At 75.4% G+C, this 22,908-nt stretch carries 10 protein-coding genes; 8 read left to right on the forward strand and 2 right to left on the reverse strand.

The annotated features are described in order from the left end of the window. Positions 1 to 329: 329 nt before the first annotated feature. Positions 330 to 12,491: a tetratricopeptide repeat protein gene (locus WMF20_RS38115; protein ID WP_437606685.1), complete on the reverse strand. Its 12,162-nt coding sequence runs from the start codon at positions 12,489 to 12,491 to the stop codon at positions 330 to 332. A 573-nt stretch (positions 12,492 to 13,064) separates the two neighbouring features. On the opposite strand from WMF20_RS38115, the gene WMF20_RS38120 reads away from it, so the two are divergent. The 8 genes from WMF20_RS38120 to WMF20_RS38155 all read left to right on the forward strand — a co-directional run bounded on the left by WMF20_RS38120 (position 13,065) and on the right by WMF20_RS38155 (position 21,604). Next, the gene (locus WMF20_RS38120) at positions 13,065 to 13,748 is read left to right on the forward strand and encodes a hypothetical protein (protein ID WP_129578888.1); all 684 of its coding nucleotides are present in this window, start codon (positions 13,065 to 13,067) and stop codon (positions 13,746 to 13,748) included. A gap of 544 nt (positions 13,749 to 14,292) precedes the next feature. Further along, a complete protein-coding gene (locus WMF20_RS38125) occupies positions 14,293 to 14,823 on the forward strand; it encodes a hypothetical protein (RefSeq protein WP_437606686.1) in 531 nt (176 codons plus the stop codon). Positions 14,824 to 15,009: 186 nt separating this feature from the next. Next, entirely contained in the window at positions 15,010 to 16,080 is a 1,071-nt protein-coding gene (locus WMF20_RS38130) for an ABC transporter substrate-binding protein (RefSeq protein ID WP_437606687.1), read from the forward strand. 68 nt (positions 16,081 to 16,148) lie between these two features. Then, the gene (locus WMF20_RS38135) at positions 16,149 to 17,228 is read left to right on the forward strand and encodes an ABC transporter permease (RefSeq protein ID WP_437617206.1); all 1,080 of its coding nucleotides are present in this window, start codon (positions 16,149 to 16,151) and stop codon (positions 17,226 to 17,228) included. Then, positions 17,225 to 18,124, forward strand: coding sequence for an ABC transporter ATP-binding protein (locus tag WMF20_RS38140; RefSeq protein WP_437606688.1), 900 nt, complete (start codon positions 17,225 to 17,227; stop codon positions 18,122 to 18,124). Before WMF20_RS38135 ends, WMF20_RS38140 begins: the two co-directional genes overlap by 4 nt. Positions 18,125 to 18,386: 262 nt before the next feature. Further along, the gene (locus WMF20_RS38145; RefSeq protein ID WP_437617207.1) at positions 18,387 to 19,694 is read left to right on the forward strand and encodes an LLM class flavin-dependent oxidoreductase; all 1,308 of its coding nucleotides are present in this window, start codon (positions 18,387 to 18,389) and stop codon (positions 19,692 to 19,694) included. A gap of 63 nt (positions 19,695 to 19,757) precedes the next feature. After that, the gene (locus WMF20_RS38150; RefSeq protein WP_437606689.1) at positions 19,758 to 20,522 is read left to right on the forward strand and encodes a dienelactone hydrolase family protein; all 765 of its coding nucleotides are present in this window, start codon (positions 19,758 to 19,760) and stop codon (positions 20,520 to 20,522) included. A 107-nt stretch (positions 20,523 to 20,629) separates the two neighbouring features. Then, entirely contained in the window at positions 20,630 to 21,604 is a 975-nt protein-coding gene (locus WMF20_RS38155; RefSeq protein WP_437606690.1) for an aldo/keto reductase, read from the forward strand. Positions 21,605 to 21,971: 367 nt separating this feature from the next. On the opposite strand, the gene WMF20_RS38160 is transcribed toward WMF20_RS38155, so the two are convergent. Continuing rightward, positions 21,972 to 22,835, reverse strand: coding sequence for an SDR family NAD(P)-dependent oxidoreductase (locus WMF20_RS38160; protein WP_437606691.1), 864 nt, complete (start codon positions 22,833 to 22,835; stop codon positions 21,972 to 21,974). Positions 22,836 to 22,908 lie beyond the last annotated feature (73 nt).

Here is a 22,908-nt window from a genome sequence, read left to right on the forward strand (position 1 = left end):
GACACCTCGCCGCGCACAGCCTTAGTGAACCTTACACACGACTCAGGACAAAAAAAGACAAAAATGCGGGGAGAAATCGCGATTTCTGAGAACGGGCATCGCGCGGACCCCTGAAAGGCCGCGCCGGAGCGGCGCGCCTGAGGGGGAACGCGCCGCCGGGAGGGCCGGCGGCGCGGCGCCGCCGCGGGCCGGAGAGAGGCACGAAAGCCGCAAAATACCGCTGGAATCGGGCGCGCCGGCGCGCGCCGCGGCCGCCGCGCCGCCTGGGGCGGCCGCGAGGGCGGCCGCCGCGACCGGGGCATACCTGACGAGACGCGCGGGAGGGGGGTTTAGCCGGCGCGCAGCTCGTCGAGGAGCGCCCGGGCCGCCTCGAGCGACCCGTCCTCGGAGACGGACTTGTCGAGCATCAGGCGCGCTTTGCGGCGGTCGCCGGCGGCGAGCGCCATCGCCCCGAGGTGGTAATAGGCGAGAGCGCGCGCGGCGAGCGTGGTGCCGCCCTCGCCGGGCTCGGGGGCAATCTTCATCAGGGTGACCGCGCGGTAGGCGCGCGCGGCGATGTCCTGCTCCCCCAGCCCGAGCGCGCTCTCGCCGAGCGCCATGGCGAGCTCGCCGTTCTGAGGGTCGTTCTCGAGCGCCCTCGAGAGCGCGGTGAGCGACTCGCGCGGATTCCCCTCGGCGTCCTCGATCCGCGCGAGGCGGTGGTAGACGGCGCCGAGGAGCCGCGAGCGGCGCCCCTTGCTGGCGACGATGAGCTCCGAGGTGACCGCCCGCGCCTCCTTGGGGCTGCCCGCGGCCGTCAGGGCGTCGACGAGCAGGAGGGCGACATCCTGGTCCTCCGGGCGGAGGGAGCGCGCCTCCCGGAGCACCGGGGCCGCCTGCGCCGCGTCGCCGACCTCGAGGAGCAGGCGGCCGGCCTTGACGAGCAGCGCGAAGCGGCCGGCCACGTCGGAGGCGGCCGCCGCCTCCTCCAGCGTGATCGCGGCGAGCTCGCGGCTCGCGCCGATCTCGGCGTAGAGCGCGCGCAGGCGATCGCGGATCTCGGCGTTGCCGGGCGCGGCGCGGCGCGCGCGCTCGAGCCCGCCGCGGGCGTCGCTCAGGTGGCCGGCGCGCGCGCAGGCGCCGGCCAGGCGGAGCGCGGTGGCGACGAGCGCGTCGCCCTCCTCGAGCGCGATGAGCCTCCGGTAGACGGCGCTCGCGGCGTCCCACCGCTCGGCCGATTCTTCGAGGCCGGCGAGCGCCTTGAGCGCCGCGCGATCCTTGGAGTCGGCGTGGAGCAGGTCGCCGAGGTGGGCGCGCGCGCGCTCGAGATCGCCCGAGCGCGCGAGGATCTCGGCGAGGCGCAGCCGGAGCGCGCGGGGCGAGGAGGCCCCCGCCGCCTCCGGCGCGGGCTCGGACGGCGCGGGCTCGGCCTCGGCGGGCCGCGCCGCCGCGCGCGCGAGCGCCCGCTCGAGCTCGGCGACGAGCTCGCGCGCGTACTCGGCGCCGCCGAGCGCGTAGGCGCGCTCGAGATCGCCGAGCGCGCGGTCGTCCTGCCCGAGCGCCCCGTGGACCTCGGCCCGCGCGCGGTAGAGCCACGGGTCGTCCGGGCTCGCCTCGAGCGTCGCCGTGAGCGCGCGGGCCGCGCGGGCGTGGTCGGACGACGCGCCGCACGCGTCGATGAGCGCGAGCAGGACGTCGCGATCCCCGGGGGCGACGCCGAGGGCGCGCTCGAGGAGCTCGGCCGCGGCCGCGGCGTCGCCCGCGCGGTCGCGGAGGATCTCGGCGGCGCGGCAGAGCGACGCGACGCGCGCCTCGTCGGCGCCGGCGACGCGCGCCGTGAGCACGTGCAGCTCGGCGAGCGCGTGCCAGGCCTCGCGGGCCGCGTAGCGCGACGCGAGCTCCTCGCGGAGCCGGTCGCTCGCGGGGCAGACCGCGTAGCCGGCCTTGAGGGCGGCCTCGGCGGCGGCGTCGTCGCCGCGCGCGCCGTGCAGCTCCGAGAGCTCCAGCGCGATCTGCGCCGCCTCGTCGGCCTGCTCGATGCGCAGGAGCTTCTCGAGCGCGTCGGCGAGATCGTCCGCGCTGTCGCGCTTGCGGCTGAGGCGCACGAGGGCGCGCAGGACGTCGCGGTTCGTGGCGTCCCAGTCGACGGCCCCGAGGTAGACGTCGCGCGCGCCGCGATCGTCGCCGCGCTGCTCGAGGAGGGCGCCGAGGCGCATCGAGATCGACGCGATCGAGGCGACGTCCGCGCGGTCCTTCGCGGCGTCGAGCTGCAGCGCGAAGAGCTCGCCGAGCTCCTCGGTGCGGCCGGCCTCCTCGAGCATCGTGGCGAGGAGGATGGCGGCCTCCACCTGGGTCGGGTCCTCGTCGAGGATGTCGCGGAGCAGGAGCGCCGCCTGGGCCGGCGACTCCCGCGCGAGGAGGCGCGCGCGCTCCAGGCGCAGCGCGCAGCGCTCGGAGAGGTCGTCGACGAGGGGGACGGTCTCCTCGAGCAGCGTCGAGAGGCGCGCGGCGTCGCCGCTCCGGCGGTACACGCCGGCGAGGGGCATCCAGATCTCGCGCTCGGCGGGCTCGCGGGCGCGGAGCTCCTCGTAGAGGCGCGCGGCGCGGGCGAGGTCGTCGAGCGGGCCCGCGGAGAGCTCCGCGGCGTGCAGGAGCAGCGCGCGCTCGTCCTCGGGCGCCGAGGCGCGCGCGGCGCGCTCGCTCAGCCAAGCGGCGGCCGCGAGATCGCCGGCCTCCTCGCGGAGCTCGGCCAGCGCGACGAGCGCCCACGCGGCGCCGGGCGGGTCGGACGAGGGCGCAGCGCCGGCGCCGACGATGCGCAGCAGGATCGACTCGGCCAGCTCGCGGTCGCCGAGCGCGCGGGCGGTGCGGACCGCCTCTTCGAGGACGCCCGGGCCCTCGATCTCGGCGAGCAGGAGCAGCGCGTCCACGAGGGCGCGCGGGCGCCCGCTCTGCCGGGCGAGGCGCTCGAAGAGGCGGATCGCGCGCGGGTTCCTCGGATCCGCGCGGAGCGCGTCCCGCAGGATCGCCTCGGCGCGATCCGGATCGGCGGAGAGCTCGAGCGCCTCCTCGAGGAGGGAGATCGCCGGATCGACCTCGGCCGGGTCCGACGCGAGCAGCGCGGCCAGGCGGTACCGCGGCTCGGCGCGGTCCAGGCGGCCCCCGGGGGCGGCCTGCGCGTCGTCCGCGCGCGGGTCAGCGGCGCGCGCGGCGTCGGCGTGGGCGATGCGCTTGCGGAGGACGTCGGCCTGCGCCAGGCGGTCGCCGAGGCGCTCGTAGATGGCCCCGAGGGAGCGCCACAGCTGCTCGAGGTCGGCGCCCGCCTCGCGCCCGGCCGAGGGCCCGCCGGCCGCGATCTTCGCCTCGGCGCGGCGGTAGACGGCCGCGGCGCGCTCCTGGCCGTCCGGCGCGAGCTCGAGGGCGCGGGCGAAGCGGAGCAGGAGCGCGACCTCGTGCGGCTCGGAGGCCGCCCGCGCGCAGAGCCGCTCGACGAGCTCGAGGTACCGGTGCGTCTGGCCGAGACGGCGCGCGAGCTCGAGGGCGGCGTCGTGGGCGGGGCCGGCGCCCGGCGCGAGATCCAGGGCGCGCAGGCGGGCCGCGAGCGCGGGCTCGGGGCGATCGAGCGGCCCCTCGTAGAGCGACGCGAGCTCGACGAGCGCGGCGGCGGCGTCCTCGGCGGGCTCGAGGGCCGGGCCGGCGAGCCGCGCCTCGAGCGCGCGGGCGAGCAGGTCGTGACGCCCGCGGGCGCGCAGCGCGGCGAGGAGCTTCTCGTGCTCGGCGTCGCTCTCGCGCGCCGCCTCGAAGGCGGACTCGACGTACTCGATCTCGCGATCGGGCGCGCCCTGCCGCCGCGCGATCTCGCCGAGCGCGAGGAGGACCTCGGCCCGGCTGAACGAGGTCGCCGTCGGGAGGGCCACGCTGGAGCGCGTCGGCGGCATCGTGCTCCGCCGCGCGCCGGCGAACCCCTCGCCGCCCTCGTCGCGGGGCCGGCGCGCGACGAGCAGCAGCGCGCGGTAGGCGCGGTGCGCGCGCTCGAGCTGGCCGTCCTCGAGGGCGAGGCCGGCGAGGCCGTGGAGCGCGTCCGGGTGCGCGGGGTCGACGCGCAGCGCGAGATCGAACTCCGCCATCGCGCGGGCGCGGTCGCCCGCGGCGAGGGCGACGCGGGCGAGCTCGTAGTGGACGAACGCGCGCTCCTTCGGGCGGCGGCTGCCGAAGTCGGCGACGATCGCGCGCAGGGCCGCGGTCGCGTCGTCGGTCCTGCCCGCGGCGGAGAGGGCGCGGCTCCGCGCGAGGCGCAGCGAGAGGTCGTCGGGGGCGAGGACGATGGCGTCGTCGAACAGCGGGATCGCGGCGGCCGGCGCGCTCGCGCGCGTGAGGTAGAGCTCCGCGGCCTCGCGGAGGAGCGAGAGCCGGGCCGGCGCCTCGTCGGCGCGCGCGGCGTCGCCGGCGATGAGCTCGGCCAGCGAGCCCCACGCGCCCGAGGCGCGGTAGAGATACGCGAGCCGCTCGCGGAGCGGCGCGGGCTGGGCGGCGCGCGGCACCGCTCGCTCGAGGGCGGCGCGGGCGCGGTCGGGCTCGCCGGCGGCGAGGTACGCGTCCGCGAGGCGCAGCGCGGCCTGGTGGAGCTCCTCGGCCGGCGCGCCCGCGCAGAGCCGCTCGAGCGCCTCGGCGGCCGCCGCGTGCTCGCCGCGGCGCGCGAGCAGCCGGGCGAGGGCGTCGAGCGCCTCGACCGAGCCGATCTCCGCGGCGCGGCCGTAGCTCGCGATCGCGCGCTCGGGCTCGTTGAGCTCGTGCTCGGCGAGGGACGCCGCCTGGAGCCAGAGCTCGGCCGCCGCCGGCCCGGCGCCCTCCGCCTCGCGCGCGGACGCCTGCTCCTCGCGGAGCAGCATGAGCTCGCGGTGCAGCCCGCCCGCCTCGAGCAGCGCGGCGAGCTTGTCGATCGACGCGGCGTGCCCCGGGCGCTCGGCGAGGTTCTTGCGGAGCAGCGCGATCGCGTCGGCGGCGCGCGGGGTCTCCGCGAGGAGCTCGGCGGCGTCGTACCGGAGCGCGACGCGGCGCTCGGCGTCGCCCGAGACCTCGATCTGCCGCTCGCGCAGGCGCACGAGCTCCTCGTACCGGGAGCCCTTCCGGAGGAGCGCCGCGAGGCTCTCGCCGACCGGCTCGTCCGCCGGATCGTCGTCGAAGAGCCCGCCGTAGAGGGCGATCGCCTCCTCGGGCTCCGCCGCCTCGGCCGCGATCCGCAGGAGCCGGCGCTGCTCGCTCGACGCGAGCGGGAGCGCGGCGCCGCGCCGGCAGAGCGCGACGATCTGCGGCCTGTCGCCGGCGTCCGCGAGCATGGCGACGAGCGCGTCGATCGCCCAGAGCGCGGCGCGCGACGGGGGCCACGCGCCGGGGACCGGCGGCTGCCCCTCCTCGTCGCCGAGGCGCCGCACGGCGATCTCGAGGAGCTCTGCGGCGATGTCGCGGGCCCGGGCGGCGTCGCCCGCGTCGCGCGCGGTCTCGACGGCCTCGCGGTAGAGGGCGAGGTCGTGCCCAGTCGCCGCCGCGAGCCGGAGCAGGGTCGGGACGAGCGAGGGACCGCGCCGGTGCCGCAGGAGCTCCGCGAGATCGAGCAGGATGGCGCTGTTCGTTGGGTCGTGGAGGAGCGCCCGCTCGAACGCGCGCTCGGCCGCGTCGGCGTCGGCGCGCGCGTCGCGGTGCCAGCGGCCGACGCGGAAGGTGAGGTCGCGGAGCGTGGCGGGAGGCACGTCGCCGCGGCGCTCGAGCCCGGGGAGCGCGTCGGCGATCGTGTGCCAGCGGCCCGCGAGATCGGTGAGCCGCAGGAGGCCCTCGGGCTGCCCCTCGCCGGGCGACAGGAGGAACGCGCGGAAGGCGAGCTCGAAGGCGCCCTCCCGGTCGCCGCCGCGCTCCTCGAGCAGCGCCGCGGAGGCCTTCAGGATGGCGACCCGCTCGGCGTCCGTCTCGGCCGCGGCGAGCCGCGGCTCGAGCAGCGCGACCTCGGCGCGCCAGTCGTCCGCGGCGGCGCAGATCTCGAGCAGCGCGCCCACCGCGGCGACCAGCGCGCGGCGGTGCTCGGCCGACGCCGGATCGACGCGGCGGAGCAGCTCTTCGAGCCCCGCGCGCGCCGTGGCCGACCCGCGCGCGGTCCCCTCGCCGCCCTCGCCTCCCTCGCCGCCCTCGCCGCGCGCGGCCCGCTCGGCCTCGTGCGCGCGGCGGTAGCCCTCGACGGCGCGCTCCCACGCGAGCGTGCGATCGCGGTGCGCGTCGCCGAGGCGGCGGAAGAGCTCCGCGCTGCGCGCCGCGCCGGCCCCGCCGGGGAGCGCGCGGGCCGCGGACGCCTCGACCTCGAGCAGCGCGACGAGGTCGCCCCAGCGCTCGGCGCGCGTGTAGAGCGCGGCGAGCGCGTCCCCGCTCTCGGGATCGGGCGCGAGCTCCTCGCGGATGCGGCGCCAGGTGGCGATCGCCTGCTCGGCGTCGCCGAGCTCGCGCTCGAAGAGCCGCGCGACCCGCCCGAGATCGCGCCGGCCGCCCGCGCCGCCGCGCACGGCCGCGCGGCGCTCCAGCACGGCCGTGAGCTCCCGGTAGCGCCCGCCCTCCTCGAGGATGGCGGCGAGCCCGTCGAGCGCCTCGAGATCCTGCCGGTCGTCGGCGAGGCGCGCCGAGTACGCGGCGATCGCCCGCGCCTCGTCGTGGAGCCGCGACGCGGCGAGCCGCGCGAGCTCGCCGAGGGCCTCGCGCCGCGCCGCCGGGTCGGTCTCGAGCGCGGCGAGCGTGTCGAGCACGTCGCACCGCTCGGCGACGCGGTCGCCCTCGGCGAAGAGCCGGTCGAGCGCGCGGGCCGCGTCGCGCGCGGCCGCGGCGTCGCCGTGGCGCTCGGCCAGCGAGAAGAGCCGGCGGAAGAGCGAGATCGCGCCGTCCGCGTCGCGGAGCCGGTCGCGGCGGAGGAGCGCGGCGTCGCGGACGAGCGCGAGCGCCTGCTGCGGGCCCTCGGCGCGCGGCTCGGCCGCGGCGAGGACCTCGGCCAGGCGGTCGTGCCGGCCGAGCCGCTCGGCGAGCTCGGCGAGCTCGGCGCGATCGCCGGGGTCCGACGGCCTGAGCTCGATGAGCTCGGCGAGCCGCGCGAACGCGCCGGGCTCGTCGCCGAGGGCGTCGCGGCGGAGCCGCACGATCTCGCGCAGGAGCGCCGGGCGGTCGTCCACGTCGGCGCCCTCGAGCTGGATCTCCAGCACGCGCACGAGGTCCTCCGGCCGCCCCTCCTCGCGGTAGCGCCGCGCGAGCAGGACGGCCGATCGCTGCCGCGCCGCGCGCGAGGCGAGCGCGCCCGCCTCGCCGGCGGGCGCCTGCTCGGGCGGGATCGCCGCGAGGACGCGCTCGAGCAGCGCGAAGGCGGCGCGGGGCGCGCCGGGCGCGCGGGACGAGAGCCACGCGTCGAGGAGCTGCTCGATCACGGGGAGCGCCGACGCGGCGTCGCCGACCCCCTCGATCCAGAGGAGCGCGACGCGCTCGCGGAGCCGCTCCGCGGCCTCGCCGGAGAGCCTCGGCAGCTCGGCCGTCAGGAGATCGATGAGCGGCCGGTGCCTGCCGTGGCGCTCGTAGAGCCGCTCGAGCGCGGCGCGGGTGCGCGCGTCGTCCTGGAGCGGCAGGAGTTGCTCGAGGTAGCGCATCGTGCGCTCGCCGTCGCCCGCGAGATCGCGCGCCACGGCCGCGGCGTCCTCCAGGAGGAAGATGCGCTCGTCGGGCGCCGAGGTGCGCTCGAGCATCGCGTCGTAGAGGGCGAAGAGGTCCTCCCAGCGCTCGGCCGCGTTGTAGGCGAGCTTCAGCCGCTCGAAGCCCCAGAGCGAGCCCGGCACGAGCTCCACGAGCCGGCGGAGCAGCGCGAGGGCGGCCTCCGGCGCGTCGAACCATTCCTCGTGGTGCTCGACGGCGCGCCGGCCGATCTCCTCGACGACGTCGGGCGGGAGCGCCGCGCCCGCGTCGCCGAGCGCCGCGGCGTGCGCGGCCGCGACGCGCTCGGGCTGCTTCGCCCGGCGGCCGAGCTCCTCGAGCCGATCCCAGAGGTCGAGCTCGCCAGGCAGCTCGGAGACCGCGCGCAGGGCGACCTCGAGGCCCCGCGCCGCGTCGCCCTCGTGGAGATCGAGCAGGCGCTCGAACCAGCCGCGGCGGACGGCGGCGCGCTGCGCGGACGCCAGGCTGCCCCCGTCGAGCGCGCCGCGCGGCGCGCCCGGCGCGGCGCTCGCCTCCGACGGCGGGCGCGGCGCGGGCGAGCTCGCGAGCAGCGTCTCGAGCAGCGCGACGCGCGCCTCGGGGTCGTCGAGCGCGTCGCACGCCCGCTCGAGCAAGAGCGCGGCGCGCGCCTGCGTCTCGGGCCGCCCCAGCGCGCACTCGGCGATCTCGAGCACCGCGGGCTCGACGATCCCGGCCTCGATCGCGGGCGCGACGGCGTCGAGCGCCTCCGCCGGCCGATCCAGCCGATCGAGCAGGAGCGTCGCGAGCTCGACGTCGAGCGCCACGCGCGCGCTGCCCTCGCTGCGATCGCGGCGCATCGCGAGCACCTCCGCCGCGCCCTCGTCGTCGCCGAGCTCGGCGAGGAGGCGCCCCCGCGCCGCGAGCGCGTCGTCGTTCTCGGGATCCGCCTCGAGCAGCCGGGCGTAGAGCGCCGCGGCCGCCGCGCGCTCGCCGATCTCCTCCTCCCACGCGGCCCACGCGGCGAGCGCCCGCTGGCGTTCGCCCTCGCGCGAGCGCTCCATGAGGAGCGTGAAGAGCCAGCGCCGGTCCACGCGGCGCGCGAGCGTGTCCGGGCTCTGCGCGAGGAACGCGCGGAACGCCTCCAGCGCGGCGGGGTCGAGCGCGCCCTGCGCGGCGTCGCCGCCCTCGGGCGGCGAGAGCAGGCGCCGGTAGACGGACGCGGCGTCGTCCTGCCGGTCGGGATCGGCGGCGAGCACCCGCGCGAGCGCGGCGTCGATCGCGCGGAGCCGCGCCGCGGCCGGCTTGCCGGCGGGCGCGCTCCGCTCCCCCTCGCTCTCCTCCCCCTCGCCCCTCATGCGATCGCGGAGCTCGAGCGCGGCGTCGACGAAGCGCGACGTCGCGCGCGCCCGGATCGCCGCGTCCTCGAGCGCCGCGAGCGCGGCGAGCGCCTCGTCGTCGCCCTCCGCGGTGTCGAGCAGGACCTCGCAGACCGCGGCGAGCCGCTCCCAGGCCCCCTGCCCGCGGTAGAGCGCGGCGAGGCGGCCGGCGGCGTCGCGGTGCTTCGGCGCGACGGAGAGCACGCGCTCGTAGAGCTTCTGCGCCCGCTCCGGATCCGCGATCGGCCCCTCGGCGAGCGCGGCGGCGCGCAGCCAGGCCGCCACCGCCGCGTCGAGATCGCCCGGGGCGGCGTCCGCGCCGGACGCGCCGCCGATCCCGAACGCCGACAGCTCGCCGAGCCGCTCCAGCCAGAGCGCCTCGTCCTGCGGATCGCCCGAGGCGGCGACCCGCCGCTCGAGCACCTCGCGGAGCAGCGCCGCGTCGCCGGCCGACAGCGCGAGCGCCTCCATCGCGGAGAGCGCCGCGTCGGAGAGCGCCGCGCCGCCCGACAGGATCGCGCGGTAATGCGCGACCGCGCTCGGCACCTTCCCGCCCTTGGCCGCCGCCTCGGCCATGCGCAGCTCGCGCCCGACGCGCTCGTCGGGCGGCGCGCTCGGGAGCCGCTCGGCCAGCGCGTCGTAGAGCGCGTCCCACGCGCCGCCCGCCGCGTACGTCTCCAGGAGCGCCTCGTACGCAGCGTCGTCGCCCGGGTCGTCCTCGATCGCGGCGCGGTACGTCTCGGCCGCCCCGGCGAGGTCGCCGACGTCGCGGCGCTGGATCGTGCCGATCGCGTGCAGGAGCTCGCGCCGCCGCGCGGGCGGGCACGGCTGCGCGAGCGCCTCGCGGTAGAGGGCGAGCCGCTCCTCGGGGCTGCCCTGCTCGCGCAGGAGCGCGTCCACCCGCGCGATGAGCTCGCGCGACGACGGCTCGAAGGCGAGCGCCCGCCGATAGAGCGCGAGCGCCTGCGTCACGTCGCCGCTCGCGAGCAGCGCCTCGCCCGCCCGCCGCGCGAGGTGCGACAGCGGCGCGCTGTCCACCGCGCGATCCCCGAGGGCGCCGGCGAGCGTCGGCGCGCGCCGCGCGGACTCGCTTCCGTGCTCGGTCAGCCGCTCGACCTCGGCGACCCACCGGGCGATGCGCTCCGGCGCGGACGCGGTCGCGATCGAGAGCCCGCGCGCCGCCAGGTCGAGCGCCTTCTTCGGGTCCCGGAGCTCGCGCTCGGCGACCGCGGCCGCCTCCTCGAGCGCCGCGAGCCGGCCCGACGCGTCGGCCGGCGCCGGCGCGGCGGCGCCCGGGGTCCACGCGACGGGCGCGATCTCCGCCCGGGTCTCGAGCACGCGCACGAGGAGCTGCGCCGCGCCGTCCCCGCGCGCGATCGGCTCCAGCACCGCGCAGGCCGCGAGCCGCTGCTCGTCGGTCAAGACGAGGTGGGCGCTCTGCCGCGACGGGGTGGGCTCCGCCCCGCCGGCGCCGCTCGCCGGGGGCGGGCCGAGCATCTTCTCGACCGCGAGCCGGCTCGGTCGATCCGCCGGATCGAGCGCGAGCGCCTCGCGGTACGCGGCGATCGCGCCGGCCGGATCGTCGAGCCGCGCCATGCGGATCGCGCCGATGCGGGCGAGGACCGAGGCGCGCTCCTGCCCGGCCGCGAGCTCGGCCTCGGCCTCGAGGAGCGCCTCGAGCTCGGCCCAGCGCCGCTCCTGCTCGAGCAGCGGGAGGAGCCGCGCGTGCGCCTCGCGCGAGGGCCCGAACGCCGCGAGGTAGCGGCGCCAGGCGGCGATGGCGGCCGGCAGGTTGGCGAGCCGGGTGCGCAGCTCGGCCGCGCGGAAGGCGAGGTCCCGCGCCGCGCGGCGGTCCGCCTCGGCCTCGGCGCGCCGCTCGAGGACCCACGCGAGCCCCTCGTGCGCGGCCGTGGCCTCGTACAGCCGCTCGAGCGCGGCGAGGGCGCGCGCCTCGCGCGAGGAGCCCGCCTCCGCGAGCTTGCGGTACGCCGCGATCGCGCCCGCCGGGTCGTTGAGCTCCTCCTCGTAGAGGCGCGCGAGCCGCTCCGCCGCGGCCTCGCGCGCCTCGGCCTCCGGCTCGGCCTCGGCGAGCCGCTCGAGCGCGCCGGCGAGCCCGCGCGCGTCGCGCTCGCGCTCGCAGAGCTTCGCGAGCCCGCGGGCCGCGCGCCGCACGGCCGCGGCGTCGGGCTCGCCGTCGAGCGCCTGCTGGAACGCCGCGCGCGCCTTCCGGACGTCCCCGAGGCCCTCGTACAGCTCGCCGAGGTCGGCGGCGATGTGCGCCCGGAGCGGCTTGTCCTTGGCGCCGGACGCCGCGCGCACGAGCACGCGCGCCGCGTCGGCGCGGCGGTCGAGCACCGACGCGAGCTGGAGGAAGCGGTCGCGCACGGCCTCGTCCGAGGGGTCGACCGCGAGGATCTGCTCCGACAGCGCGAACGCCGCCGCGAGGTCGCCGAGCCTCTGGAACTGCAGCTCGACGAGCCGCTTCTGCACCTCGACGCGGCGCGGCCCGCGGAGGTTCTCGATCTGGAGGGCCATCATCCGCGCCGCTTCCTGCGGCCTCCCGCGGCGCGCGTGGGCGGCCTCGAGCGCCGCGGCGGCGCGCACGACGGCCGTCTTGCGCCCGAGCAGGGCCTCCGCCGCCCGGTAGGCGGCCTCGTGGCTCGGGTTCAGCGCGAGCACCTCCTCGACGTGCGGCAGGGCTCGCTCGATCTCCTTGAGCGGACCGCTGTAGAGGTCGATGAGCCGCGAGCGGATCTCGAGCGCGTCGGCCGGCGGCGGCTCCGTGGTGAGCGCCGGCTCGAGCATCCTCGCGATCTCCTGGAGCCGCCCAGCGCGCGCGTAGCGCTCCTCGAGCGCCCAGCGCGCCGAGGCGTCGCCGGGGTCGATCCGGAGGATCTGCTGGAGCAGCTTGACCGCGCGCTCCTCCTCCTTTCCGCTGACCTCGACGAGCGCGAAGGCGCGGCGGAGCAGCGCGAGCTGCTCGGCGCGCTCCGCGCGGTAGCCCGCGGCGAGGGCGTAGAGGTCCGCGAGCTTCGGCGGCTCGTTCGCCTCCACGAGGATGCGCTCGAGGCGCAGGAAGGCCTCCGGGTGCGAGGGCAGGACGGAGAGCGCGCGCTCGAGGTAGGGGCGAGCGCCGCCGGGGTCGCCGAAGAAGTCGGCGAGGAACTCGGCCGCGTGGACGAGGACCTCGGCCTGGGCGGCCTGCGGGAGCATCCCGAAGCGTCGCTCGCTGGCGAAGCGCTCGTACGCGAACGCGAGCTCGGAGAACCTGTCGTGGCGCGCAGCGGACTCGTGGAGCTTCGCCCACAGCTCGGGGTGCGGGCTCCCCTTCGCCGCGGCGGCCACGAGCACGTCGAGCGCGGCCGCTTCGTTGTCGATCCCCTGCTCGAGCGCGGCTTCGAGGTTATCGATACGGAAAGAGACGCGCGCGCCCTTCGTGTCCTGCTGCATGTTGGATCCGGACCTCGGCTGGCGATGGGGCAGCAGGCCGGCGTGCCGGCGCTGCCCGCGAACCTGCGCCCGCAGTGCGCTGCGGAGCGTCGCCCAAGGTAACAGGAGCGTTTCCCAAATGGGCTCGGCGATCGGGGGCCCGGCGACGGCGGTGGAGAATGGCCCGGGCAGTGGCGCTGAGATGCGGTGAGGCGGGTGGGGCCGACCGCGCCTGCTCCGGCCGGCGGGCGCGACGGCAAGGCGCCTGCGCGCCGGCCCCTCGTCGGCGCGGCCTGAAGCGCGCCGACGGCGGGCGCGCGCTCGGGGTGGTGCGTCGTCCGCTCACCGGCGCTCGGGTAGGCGCATCGCCTCCGTCTCGCCACCTCGGGCGCCGGCGCCGCCCGGCCGAGCGGCGATCGCGCCCGCCGCCCAGCGCTGCTGTTTGCGTCGGTGTCGCCCGCCCAACTCCCTCCTTCGACAGCCTCTCACCCTCGTGGCCGGGCAATCGCCGTGTCCGCTCCCGGACAGCCGCGGATCGCCGGGCGGCGAGTTGTGATAGTGCTCGTCCTTCCCGGGGGGGAGAAAGACAGCACCATGTCGGAGTCGAAGCTCGCCGCGCCGCAGATGGTCATCGATAGCCGGATGCTCTACTCGAGCTGGATACCCGCCGATCCGGAGGCCGCGGCGGCGCTCTTGCCGAGCGGGCTCAGGCCGGCCGAGAACAGGGCCATTTACATGAACCAGTACGTGGTCGACAAGCCGGAGCAGACGTCCGGCTTCGGAGCGTATTCGCTCACCTACCTGGGGCTCGATCTCGCGGGTCACACCACGCCGGACGGCGCGAGCCCGGCCCGCTTCTTCACGCACTACTTCAACTCATCCGACGTGGTGCGCCGGTACGTGAGCGAGCGCGGCGTGCCGGCGTCGCCGGGGTCGACGACGCTGGAGGTGCACGGCAAGGAGCTCGTGGCGACGACCTCGGTGGACGGCGTGCCCATCATCCGGACGCGGGCGCACGTCGGCCACAAGATCGGCGTGGTCGCGCGCGGCCACCTCACCTACGTGACGAAGATCGGAGATCGGCTCTTCGCCGGCAACTACCCCTACATCGCGGACATGGCCGACCCGTACGAGCTCCTGTCCGTCGAGTTCCTCGCGAAGGATCACCCGGTGTATGCGCTCCGGCCCGGGAGCCCGATCCAGGTGGTGAAGAGCGCCTCGTGGTACTCGCCCCGCGACTCGTTCGTGTATCCGGGCGGCGAGCGCGAGCTCGTCTGACGGCCGGCGCTCCGGGCCTCTCCCGGGGTCCGGAGCGCGTCCCCCGGCGTCTCCCCCTCCTTGTCCACGGGAGGTCTCCACGGGCTGCCGCCTCCGTGGAACCAGGGACGAACTCGGGCGACGCGCCGCTCGGCCGCGCCGGGTACAGCGATCCAGAGAAAAAGACGCCAAGGACGCCAGGAGAGCCAGAAGTTCTCTTCCTGGCGTCCTTGGCGCCTCGGCGGTCCATCTTCTTCTCTTCCGAGCCCCGGAGCGCCGTCCGCGGTGATCGGAGGCTCTCCAGCGGGCGAGGAGCCCTGTGCCCATCCTGCCCGCCCGGCCGGCGCGGCCCGGAGGACAGCCCGGGAGGGTGGATCCCATGGGATATCGTCAGCGCGACCGAGCAGGAAGGCGGGAAGCTCGGAAGACGAATGAATCCCATCGCCGCCCGCCCCGCCGCGCCGGGCGCGCGCGGTCCCATCGTGCACAACGAGGCCGCCGGTACGTCGGTTGCTCCCGAGCCCCACCGCGGCCGAGGCGGCCGCTCGTACAAGGGAGAGAACGAATGAACCGACTGATTCGATTCGGAGCACTCTCGGCCTTCCTGTCGCTCGTCCTCTGGGGCGGCAAGGACGTGGCGGCCGCTCCGATACCCGCCGATGTGAGCAGCAAGCACCTCAAGGACCTCACGACCGCCGACGTCGAGTCCACGTGCCAGTCGCTCGCGCCGAGCCTCGAGCTCTCCAAGCAGGATACCTGCGAGTTCGTCGGCATGCTGTGGTCCACGGTCGGGCAGACGTGCGAGGCGGTGATGCAGAAATGCATGTCCGAGACCCAGCAGCCGCGGGCGGACGAGGCCGCGGACCCCCCGCCGAGCTGCCTGCCGCCGGCCGACGCGCGCGCGGGCTGCACCGCGACCGTGGCCGAGTACGAGGCGTGCCTGCTCGCGCACGTCGCGAAGATCCGGGCGCTCACGTGCGCTTCCCCCGCGAGCGAGCTGCAGACGACCATCCCGGAGTGCGATCTCATCGTGCAGAAGTGCCCGGATCTCGACGGCTCCGACGAGGGAGACGGCCAGGGCGCCAGTCAGCCCTGACGCCGTCGCGCGGAACGCCCCGCGGGCCGCCGCCGGCCCCTGGCCGCTCGCGGGGCGCTCCACGCGCGGGCGCGCGCCGAAAAAAAACGCGCGACATGGCTCGCGCAACAGCTCCGAAAACTTGGCGCAACGGGCGCCCGGCCACCCTCGCCTCTGCTCCCCAAGAGCCGGAGGAAGGGTCGCACCATGACGTGGCTTGTTCGACTGGTCGGGCTGGTGACGCTGCTGCTGCTCGGCGCCTCGTGCGGAAAGGGGTCGGCGGACGGCGCGAACGACGACGCCGCGCAGGCCGGGGCGCCCGCCGGCGCGCTCCCCGCGCCGAAGCCCGCCGGCGCTCCGCTGCGCGTCGCCTACAGCGACTGGCCCGGGTGGGTCGCCTGGGAGATCGGCATCCAGAAGGGGTGGTTCAAGGAAGCCGGCGTGGAGGTCGACTTCGCGTGGTTCGAGTACGTGCCCTCGATGGAGGCCTACTCCGCCGGCAAGGTCGACGCGGTGTGCGTCACGAACGGCGACGCGCTCGTCACCGGCAACGGCGGCGCGCCGAGCGTCGCCATCCTCGTCAACGATTACAGCAGCGGCAACGACATGGTGGTCGCGAGGCCCGGAATCACCGCCGTCGCCGCGCTCAAGGGCAAGAAGGTCGGCGTCGAGGTCGGCTTCGTCGGCCACCTCCTGCTCCTGAACGCGCTCAGGTCCGCGGGCCTCACCGAGAAGGACGTCCAGATCGTCAATGTGCCGACGGACCAGACGCCGCAGACCCTGAAATCCGGCGGCGTCGACGCCATCGTCGCCTGGCAGCCCAACAGCGGACAGGCGCTGCGCGAGCTGCCGGGCTCGACCGCGATCTTCACCAGCGCGGACGTGCCGGGCATCATCTACGACGTCCTCGCCGTGAGCCCGAAGAGCCTCGCCGAGCGCCGCGCCGACTGGGGCAAGGTCGTGAGGGTGTGGGACCGCATCGCCCGGTTCATCAAGGACGAAAAGAACCTCGACGAGGCCGCGCGCATCATGAGCGCGCGCGTCGGGCTCACCCCGGAGCAGTACAGGCCCTTGATGAAGGGGACGTTCTTCCTCGATCTCGCCGGCGGCATGAAGCACCTGGAGAAGGGCGAAGGCCTCGGTTCGATCTATGGATCGAGCCGGGTCGTCGACGAGTTCAACGTCGAGAACAGCGTCTACAAGGCGCCGCTCGCGGTCGACGGGTACATCGATCCAAGCCTCACCGCCGAGGCCCTCAAGGCAGGTCAGGCCCCGTGAGCGCGGAGAATCCCCTCCCCCGGGCGGCCGGCGGCGCGAGGCGCGCGCGGCCCGGGGCGCTCTCCGGCTTGCTCGCGGTGCAGAGGCCGCTCCCGCGGCGAGCGGGCCTCACGCTCGCGGCGCTCGCCTTCGTCCTGCCGCTCGCCGCGTGGTGCGTCGTCAGCTATGTGCCGTTCGTCTGGCACCCGCTGGTGCGCGTGACCGATCCGGGCGACGCGGTCGCCCCCGGCGCCTATGCGTACATCGCGGAGGGCCAGCTCGTCGATCGCGAGGTGTTCGAGAGGCGCAACCTCGAGCTCGCGCAGGCCGGGCGGCCGCTCGCCCGCGGGGAGCGCGCGAACCCCGTCTTCCTGCCGGCGCCGCACGAGGTCGGCCGCGCCTTCTACGCCGCCTTCACCACGCCCCCGCAGCGCACGGGCGACACCTGGCTGCACGAGAGCCTGCTCCAGAGCTGCCAGGTCATCTTCTGGGGGTTCTGCTGCGCCGCGCTCCTCGGCGTCCCGCTCGGCGTGCTCTGCGGGGCGTTCGCGCTCTTCTCGAGGCTCGTCGAGCCGTTCGTCGACTTCATTCGTTACATGCCGGCGCCCGTGTTCGGCGCGCTCGCCGTCGCCGTGCTCGGGCTCGGGGACGCGCCGAAGATCGCCATCATCTTCATCGGCGTCTTCTTCCAGATGGTCCTCGTCGTCGCGAACACGGTGCGCTCGGTCGACCCGGCCTTGCTCCAGGCCGCGCAGACGCTCGGCGCGCGCCCCCGCCAGCTGGTCGCCCACGTCGTGCTCCCGGCGGCGCTGCCGGCGCTCTTCCGCGACCTGCGCCTCCTCATCGGCTGCGCGTGGACTTACCTCGTGGTCGCCGAGCTGATCGGCGAGAAATCGGGGCTGAGCGCGTTCCTTTACCAGCAGCAGCGCTACCGGAACTTCGCCAACGTGTACGCCGGGATCGTCATCATCGGCCTCATCGGGCTCGCGACCGATCAGCTCCTCGCCCTCCTCGGGCGTCACCTGTTCCCCTGGGAGACCGGCAACACCGCGCTCGCGCGCTGGGCGCGCGGCCTCCGCCGGCTGCTCCCGCCCGCGCGCGGCGCGAGCACCGGCTCGCCGCCCGGCGCGCCCGCGCTCGCGCCGCGGCTCCAAGGAGACCCCCGATGACAGCGGACGATCGGATCGAGCTCCCCAGCTACAGGCACCACACGGCCGAGGTCGCCGCGCGCCTCGCCGAGCTCCGGACGCGCCCGGTGGTGATGCGCATCGAGCGGCTCACGCGCCGCTTCGAGGGCGATCGCGGGCCGGTCACGGCGCTCGACGGGGTGAGCTTCGACGTGCGCCGGCGGGAGCTCATCAGCGTGATCGGGCCGTCCGGGTGCGGGAAGTCGACGCTGATCCGCGTCGTGGCCGGGCTCGACGCGCCGAGCGCGGGCGAGGTGCGGATCGACGGGGCCCCCGTCGCGGGGCCGGGCGCCGACCGGGGCATGGTGTTCCAGAGCTACACGCTGTTCCCCTGGCTCACCGTGAAGAAGAACGTGATGTTCGGCCTCAAGATGCGGGGCGCGGGCGGCGGCGAGGCCGAGCGGATCGCGCTCGAGTGGCTCGAGGTCGTGGGGCTCTCGGGCTTCGCCGATCACTACCCCTCTCAGCTCTCCGGCGGGATGAAGCAGCGCGTGGCGATCGCCCGCGCGCTCGCGAACGAGCCGCGCATCCTGCTGATGGACGAGCCGTTCGGCGCGCTCGACGCGCAGACGCGGGCGAGCATGCAGGCGCACCTGCTCCGCATCTGGGAGCGGGTCGACGTCACGATCCTCTTCATCACGCACGACCTCGACGAGGCGATCTACCTCTCGGATCGCATCGTCGTCCTCGGGGCGAACCCTGGCCGGGTGCTCGAGATCATCGAGGTGCCGGTGGCGCGCCCGCGCGGGCCGGAGCAGCTCCTGTCGGGGCACTTCCTGGCGACGAAGAAGCGTCTGGAGGAGCTGATCCACGATCGCGCCCCCGCGGCGCGCGCGGCACCATCGAGCGCGCAGGCCGCCGCTCGTTCGATGGAGTAGCGCCCCGGGCGCTCCGGCGCGCAAGTCGAGGTACCAGGCATGCCCTGCCATGCGCGGCACGACAAGCGCCCGGCAAGCGGCTGGGGCTCCAGGGAGCTCGCCCGCCGGCCCCGCCGGCGCCGTGGCATCCGTTATATTTTCCGCTTTCGCCTCGGCATCCGTTATAGTAGACATCCCACATGGCAACGGGACGCTTGGAGTGGCCGCGCTCGCGGCGTGGGGGCCGAACGTGGCCGCACGCACGCTGAGGCTCGGCGCGTTCATGCGCCCTGTCAGCATTCATACGGGCGCCTGGCGCTATCCGGGGGCCTACCCGGACGCGAACTTCAATCTTTCTCACCTCAAGCGCTTCGCGCAGCGCCTGGAACAGGCTCGTTTCGACGCGTTCTTCATGGCCGATCACCTGGCCGTGCTGAACATGCCGCTCAGCGCGCTGATGCGCAGTCACACGGTCACGTCCTTCGAGCCGTTCACGCTGCTCTCTGCGCTGGCCGGCGCCACTGAGCGCATCGGTCTGGTGGCGACCGCGTCGACCACGTTCGATCAGCCGTATCACGTCGCCCGGCGCTTCGCGTCCCTCGATCACATCAGCGGCGGGCGCGCCGGCTGGAACATCGTCACCACCTCGAACCCGGACGCAGCGCTGAATTTCGGCCTCACCGAGCACGTGGAGCACGACGAGCGCTATCGGCGCGCGCGCGAGTTCTATGACGTGGTCACGGGGCTGTGGGACAGCTTCGCCGACGATGCGTTCGTGCGCGACGTCGAGGCCGGGATCTACTTCGACCCGGAGCGCCTGCACGTCCTGAACCACAAGGGCAAGTATTACTCCGCGCGCGGGCCGCTGAACATCGCGCGTCCGGTCCAGGGATGGCCGGTGATCGTGCAGGCGGGCGCCTCGGAAGCAGGCCGGCAGCTCGCGGCGGAGACCGCAGAGGTCGTGTTCGCGGCGCAATCCACGCTGGAAGGCGCGCGGCGCTTCTACGCCGACGTCAAGGGCAGGCGGGAGCGCCTGGGGCGGGATCCCGACACGCTCAAGATCCTGCCCGGCGCGCTGGTCGTCGTGGGAGAGACCGCGCAGGAAGCGCAGGAGAAGCGCGCGCGGCTCGATGGCCTCGTGCATTTCGACAGCAGCATCGCGTCGCTCTCGGTGGTGCTCGGGTGCGACGCCTCGCGCTTCGATCCGGACGCGCCGCTCCCGGAGATCCCGCCCACGAACGCCGGGCAGTCCGGGCGCGAGCGCGCCATCGAGCTGGCGCAGCGGGAAGGGCTCACGGTGCGAAAGCTCGCGCAGCGCCTCGGCGGCTTCGGGGGGCTCGCGTTCGTCGGCACGCCCAACAGCATCGCGGACCAGATGGAAGAGTGGCTGGTCCAGAACGGCTGCGACGGCTTCAACATCATGTTCCCTTACTTGCCGGGCGGGCTCGACGACTTCGTCGATCGCGTCGTCCCCGAGCTCCAGCGACGGGGCTTGTTCCGGCGCGAGTACGAAGGGAGCACGCTGCGCGAGAACCTGGGGCTCGCGCGGCCCGCGAATCGATTCTTTCCAGAGCGCGCCGCGCAGCGCTGAGCGCGTTCGGCGCGCCCGTTCGCAGCGACGACCACCCGCCCGGACGCCGGGCACGAGGAACAGATGTCACGAACCACGGTCACGTTGAAGACTCGGGACGGGCAAACCGAAGCCTCCATCTTCCGGCCCGACTCCGGTGAAGGCCCCTGGCCCGCGGTGCTGGTCTACCAGGACGGCCGCGGCATACGCCCAGCGCTCTTCGAGCTGGGGGAGCGCATCGCGCAGGGCGGTTATTTCGTCCTGCTGCCCGATCTGTTCTATCGCGGCGGCCCCTACCAGGCGCCGGACGCCGAGACATTCAGCCGAGATCCCGAGTTTCGCAAGCACTGGCAGCAGAAATACATGGCCACGGCCACCAAGGCCAACGTGCGCTCGGACACGGAGGCGTTCCTCGCCTTCCTGGCCGACCGCCCCGACGTCAGCTCGCTGTCGATCGGCACCACGGGCTATTGCATGGGAGGCGGGCTGTCGCTGTCGACCGCCGGCCATTTCCCCGACCGCGTGATCGCGGCGGCGTCGTACCACGGCGGCAACCTGGCGACCGACGATCCGGAGAGCCCGCACCTCCTGGCGCCGCGCATCCGGGCGCGCGTGTACGTCGCGGGCGCCGTCGAGGACGCCTCGTTCCCGGACCAGCAGAAGCAGCGGCTGATCGACGCCTTCGAGCAGGCGGGGGTGCGGCACACGGTCGAGACGTACGCGGGCGCGAAGCACGGCTGGGTCCCCTCCGATTCGGCGGTGTACAACCAGGCCGCGTCCGAGCGCCATTACCAGACGTTGCTCGCGCTGTTCGACGCGGCGCTCAAGTCGGCGCCTCCGAAGAGCTGAGCCGGACGGCGCCAGCGCTCATCTCCACAAGGTGGGCGGGCCCTCGGGGCTCGCCCCGTTCTCACGGCTTGCAAGCTGCGGCGCGCGTGCGTCCGCGGAGGAAGACAATGACTGATCTGCCCACTCGCCTGCTCGGACGCACCGGCGTCCGCGTCACCACGCTCGGCTTCGGCGCCATGGAGCTGCGGGGCGCCCCGCGCGGCCCGGAGATCTCGGATCAGGAGGCCGAGCGCATCCTGAACGACGTGCTCGACGCCGGGATCAACTTCATCGACACCTCCATCGATTACGGACGCAGCGAGGAGCGGATCGGCCGCTTCATCTCGCATCGCCGGGGCGAGTACTTCCTCGCCTCGAAGTGCGGCTGCGTCGTCGGCGGGGCCCAGGGCGAGCATGTGCACACGGCGCAGAACATCCGGCACGGCGTGGAGAACAGCCTGCGCCTGCTGAAGACGGACCACCTCGACCTGGTGCAATTCCACCGGAGCCTCACCCGGCGAGAGTTCGAGCAGGACGGCGCGCTCGAGGAGGCGCTGAAGCTCAAGGGCGAGGGCAAGGTGCGCTTCCTCGGCGTCTCGGGCACGCTGCCCAACCTGGTGGAGCAGATCGAGATGGGCGTCTTCGACGCCTTCCAGATCCCCTACTCCGCGCTGCAGCGCGAGCACGAGGAGGTGATCGGCAAGGCGGCCCAGGCCGGCGCCGGCACCATCATCCGCGGCGGTGTGGCGCGCGGCGCGCCCACCGACTGGCAGCGCACGAACTACATGCTGCCGGGCACCACCATGCAAGACCGCTGGGAGCGGGCCAGGCTCGACGAGCTGCTCGACGGGCTGAGCCGGATCGAGTTCACCCTGCGCTTCACGCTCTCTCACCCGGGTCTGAGCACCACGATCGTCGGAACCCGGAATCCGAAGCACCTGCGCGACAACCTGCAGTTCGCGAGGAAGGGCCCCCTGCCGGCCGACGTGCTCGCCGAGGCGAAGCGGCGCCTGAGCGAGGCGGGCTCGGTGCCCGAGCCCGTGCCCGCGGCGGACTCGCGCTCGCGCGGCGCGGCGCAGGCGTCCGCGGGAGGCGCGCCCTGAGGAGCCGCGCTGGGCGGCGGCCTGCTCGGCGCAGCGGCTGCCGCCTGGCGAGCGGGGATCGCCGAGGCATGTGGCACCGGCTCCCGTGCTGGATGGCGCGTTGTCTCCTGGTGCTCGGTGTCGGCTGCGCGGCGCCGGGCGCCGGGCTCGATCCGGCTGGCCCAGGGTCCCGCGAAGGGGACGCGTGCGGCGAGACGCCGTGCGGAGACGGCTTCACCTGCCATTACGAGCGCGCAGGCGAGCGCACCGTCGGTGTGTGCCGCGTCGAGGTGGGCCGCTGTCGCGACGACCGGGACTGCGGTCCGGGGCGGCCGTGCCAGCGCCTCGGCGAGAGGCTCGGCGTGTGCGTCGAGCGCGGCGGCGCGGGTTAAATCGCGCCGGAGGTCCCGCCGTCCACGTTGATGCTGGTGCCGGTCACGTAGCTCGCGGCCTTGGAGGCGAGGAAGGCGATCACGTTGGCCACCTCCTCGGCCTCGCCCACGCGGCCGAGCGGCACGTTCTTCCCGAGCGCCGCGTAGTGCTCCTCGGGGCTGAGCCCGCGGCGCTCGGCGTTCCTCCGCTGCTGGCCGCTCTTGATGACGCCGACGCAGACGGTGTTCACCAGGATGCCGTGCTCGGCCAGGTCCTTGGACAGGGCCTTGGTGAGCGCGATCCCCGCCGCGCGGCTGACCGAGGTCGGCAGCGATCTCGCCCCGGGCTGCTTGCCGGCGGGCGTCGTCACGTTGATGATGCGCCCGCCGCGCTGCTTCTTGAGGTGGGGAATGGCCGCGCGCGACGTACGGATCGCCGCGTGCAGCTTGAGGTCGAGATCGGCCTGCCAGGTCTCGTCGTCGACCTCCTCGAAATGGGCTGCCCGTCCGGTGCCGGCGTTGTTGACCAGGATATCCAGCCGTCCGAATCGAGCGACCGTCTCCGCCACGAGGCGCTCGACGTCGGCGGGCCTCGTGACGTCTGCCACGATCGCCAGCACATCTCCGCCTCGGTCCCGGATCTCCCGCTCCGCGCTCGCGAGGACGTCTGGCCGCCGCGCCGCGATCGCAACCCGCGCCCCTTCTTCCGCGAGCCGAAGCGCGGCGGCCCTCCCGATGCCTTCGCTCCCACCGGTGACGATGGCCACCTGTCCCTTCAAGCCGAGATCCATGGCGCCCCTGAAGAAACAACTCCCATGCCGCCGCGTCGCTCGCCGGACGCCGCCGAGCCGCCCTCGCGACGCACGCTCGGCCTCGGGCACCCCTCCGGTGCCGTGAGGGCGCGGCTGTGCCGCCCGTGTTGCTGCCGTGGCAGCAGCCGGTGGTGATCCGCTG

The sequence above is a fragment of the Sorangium sp. So ce834 genome, from assembly GCF_051521425.1.
In the GTDB taxonomy this organism is placed as follows: Bacteria; Myxococcota_A; Polyangia; order Polyangiales; family Polyangiaceae; genus Sorangium; species Sorangium cellulosum_D.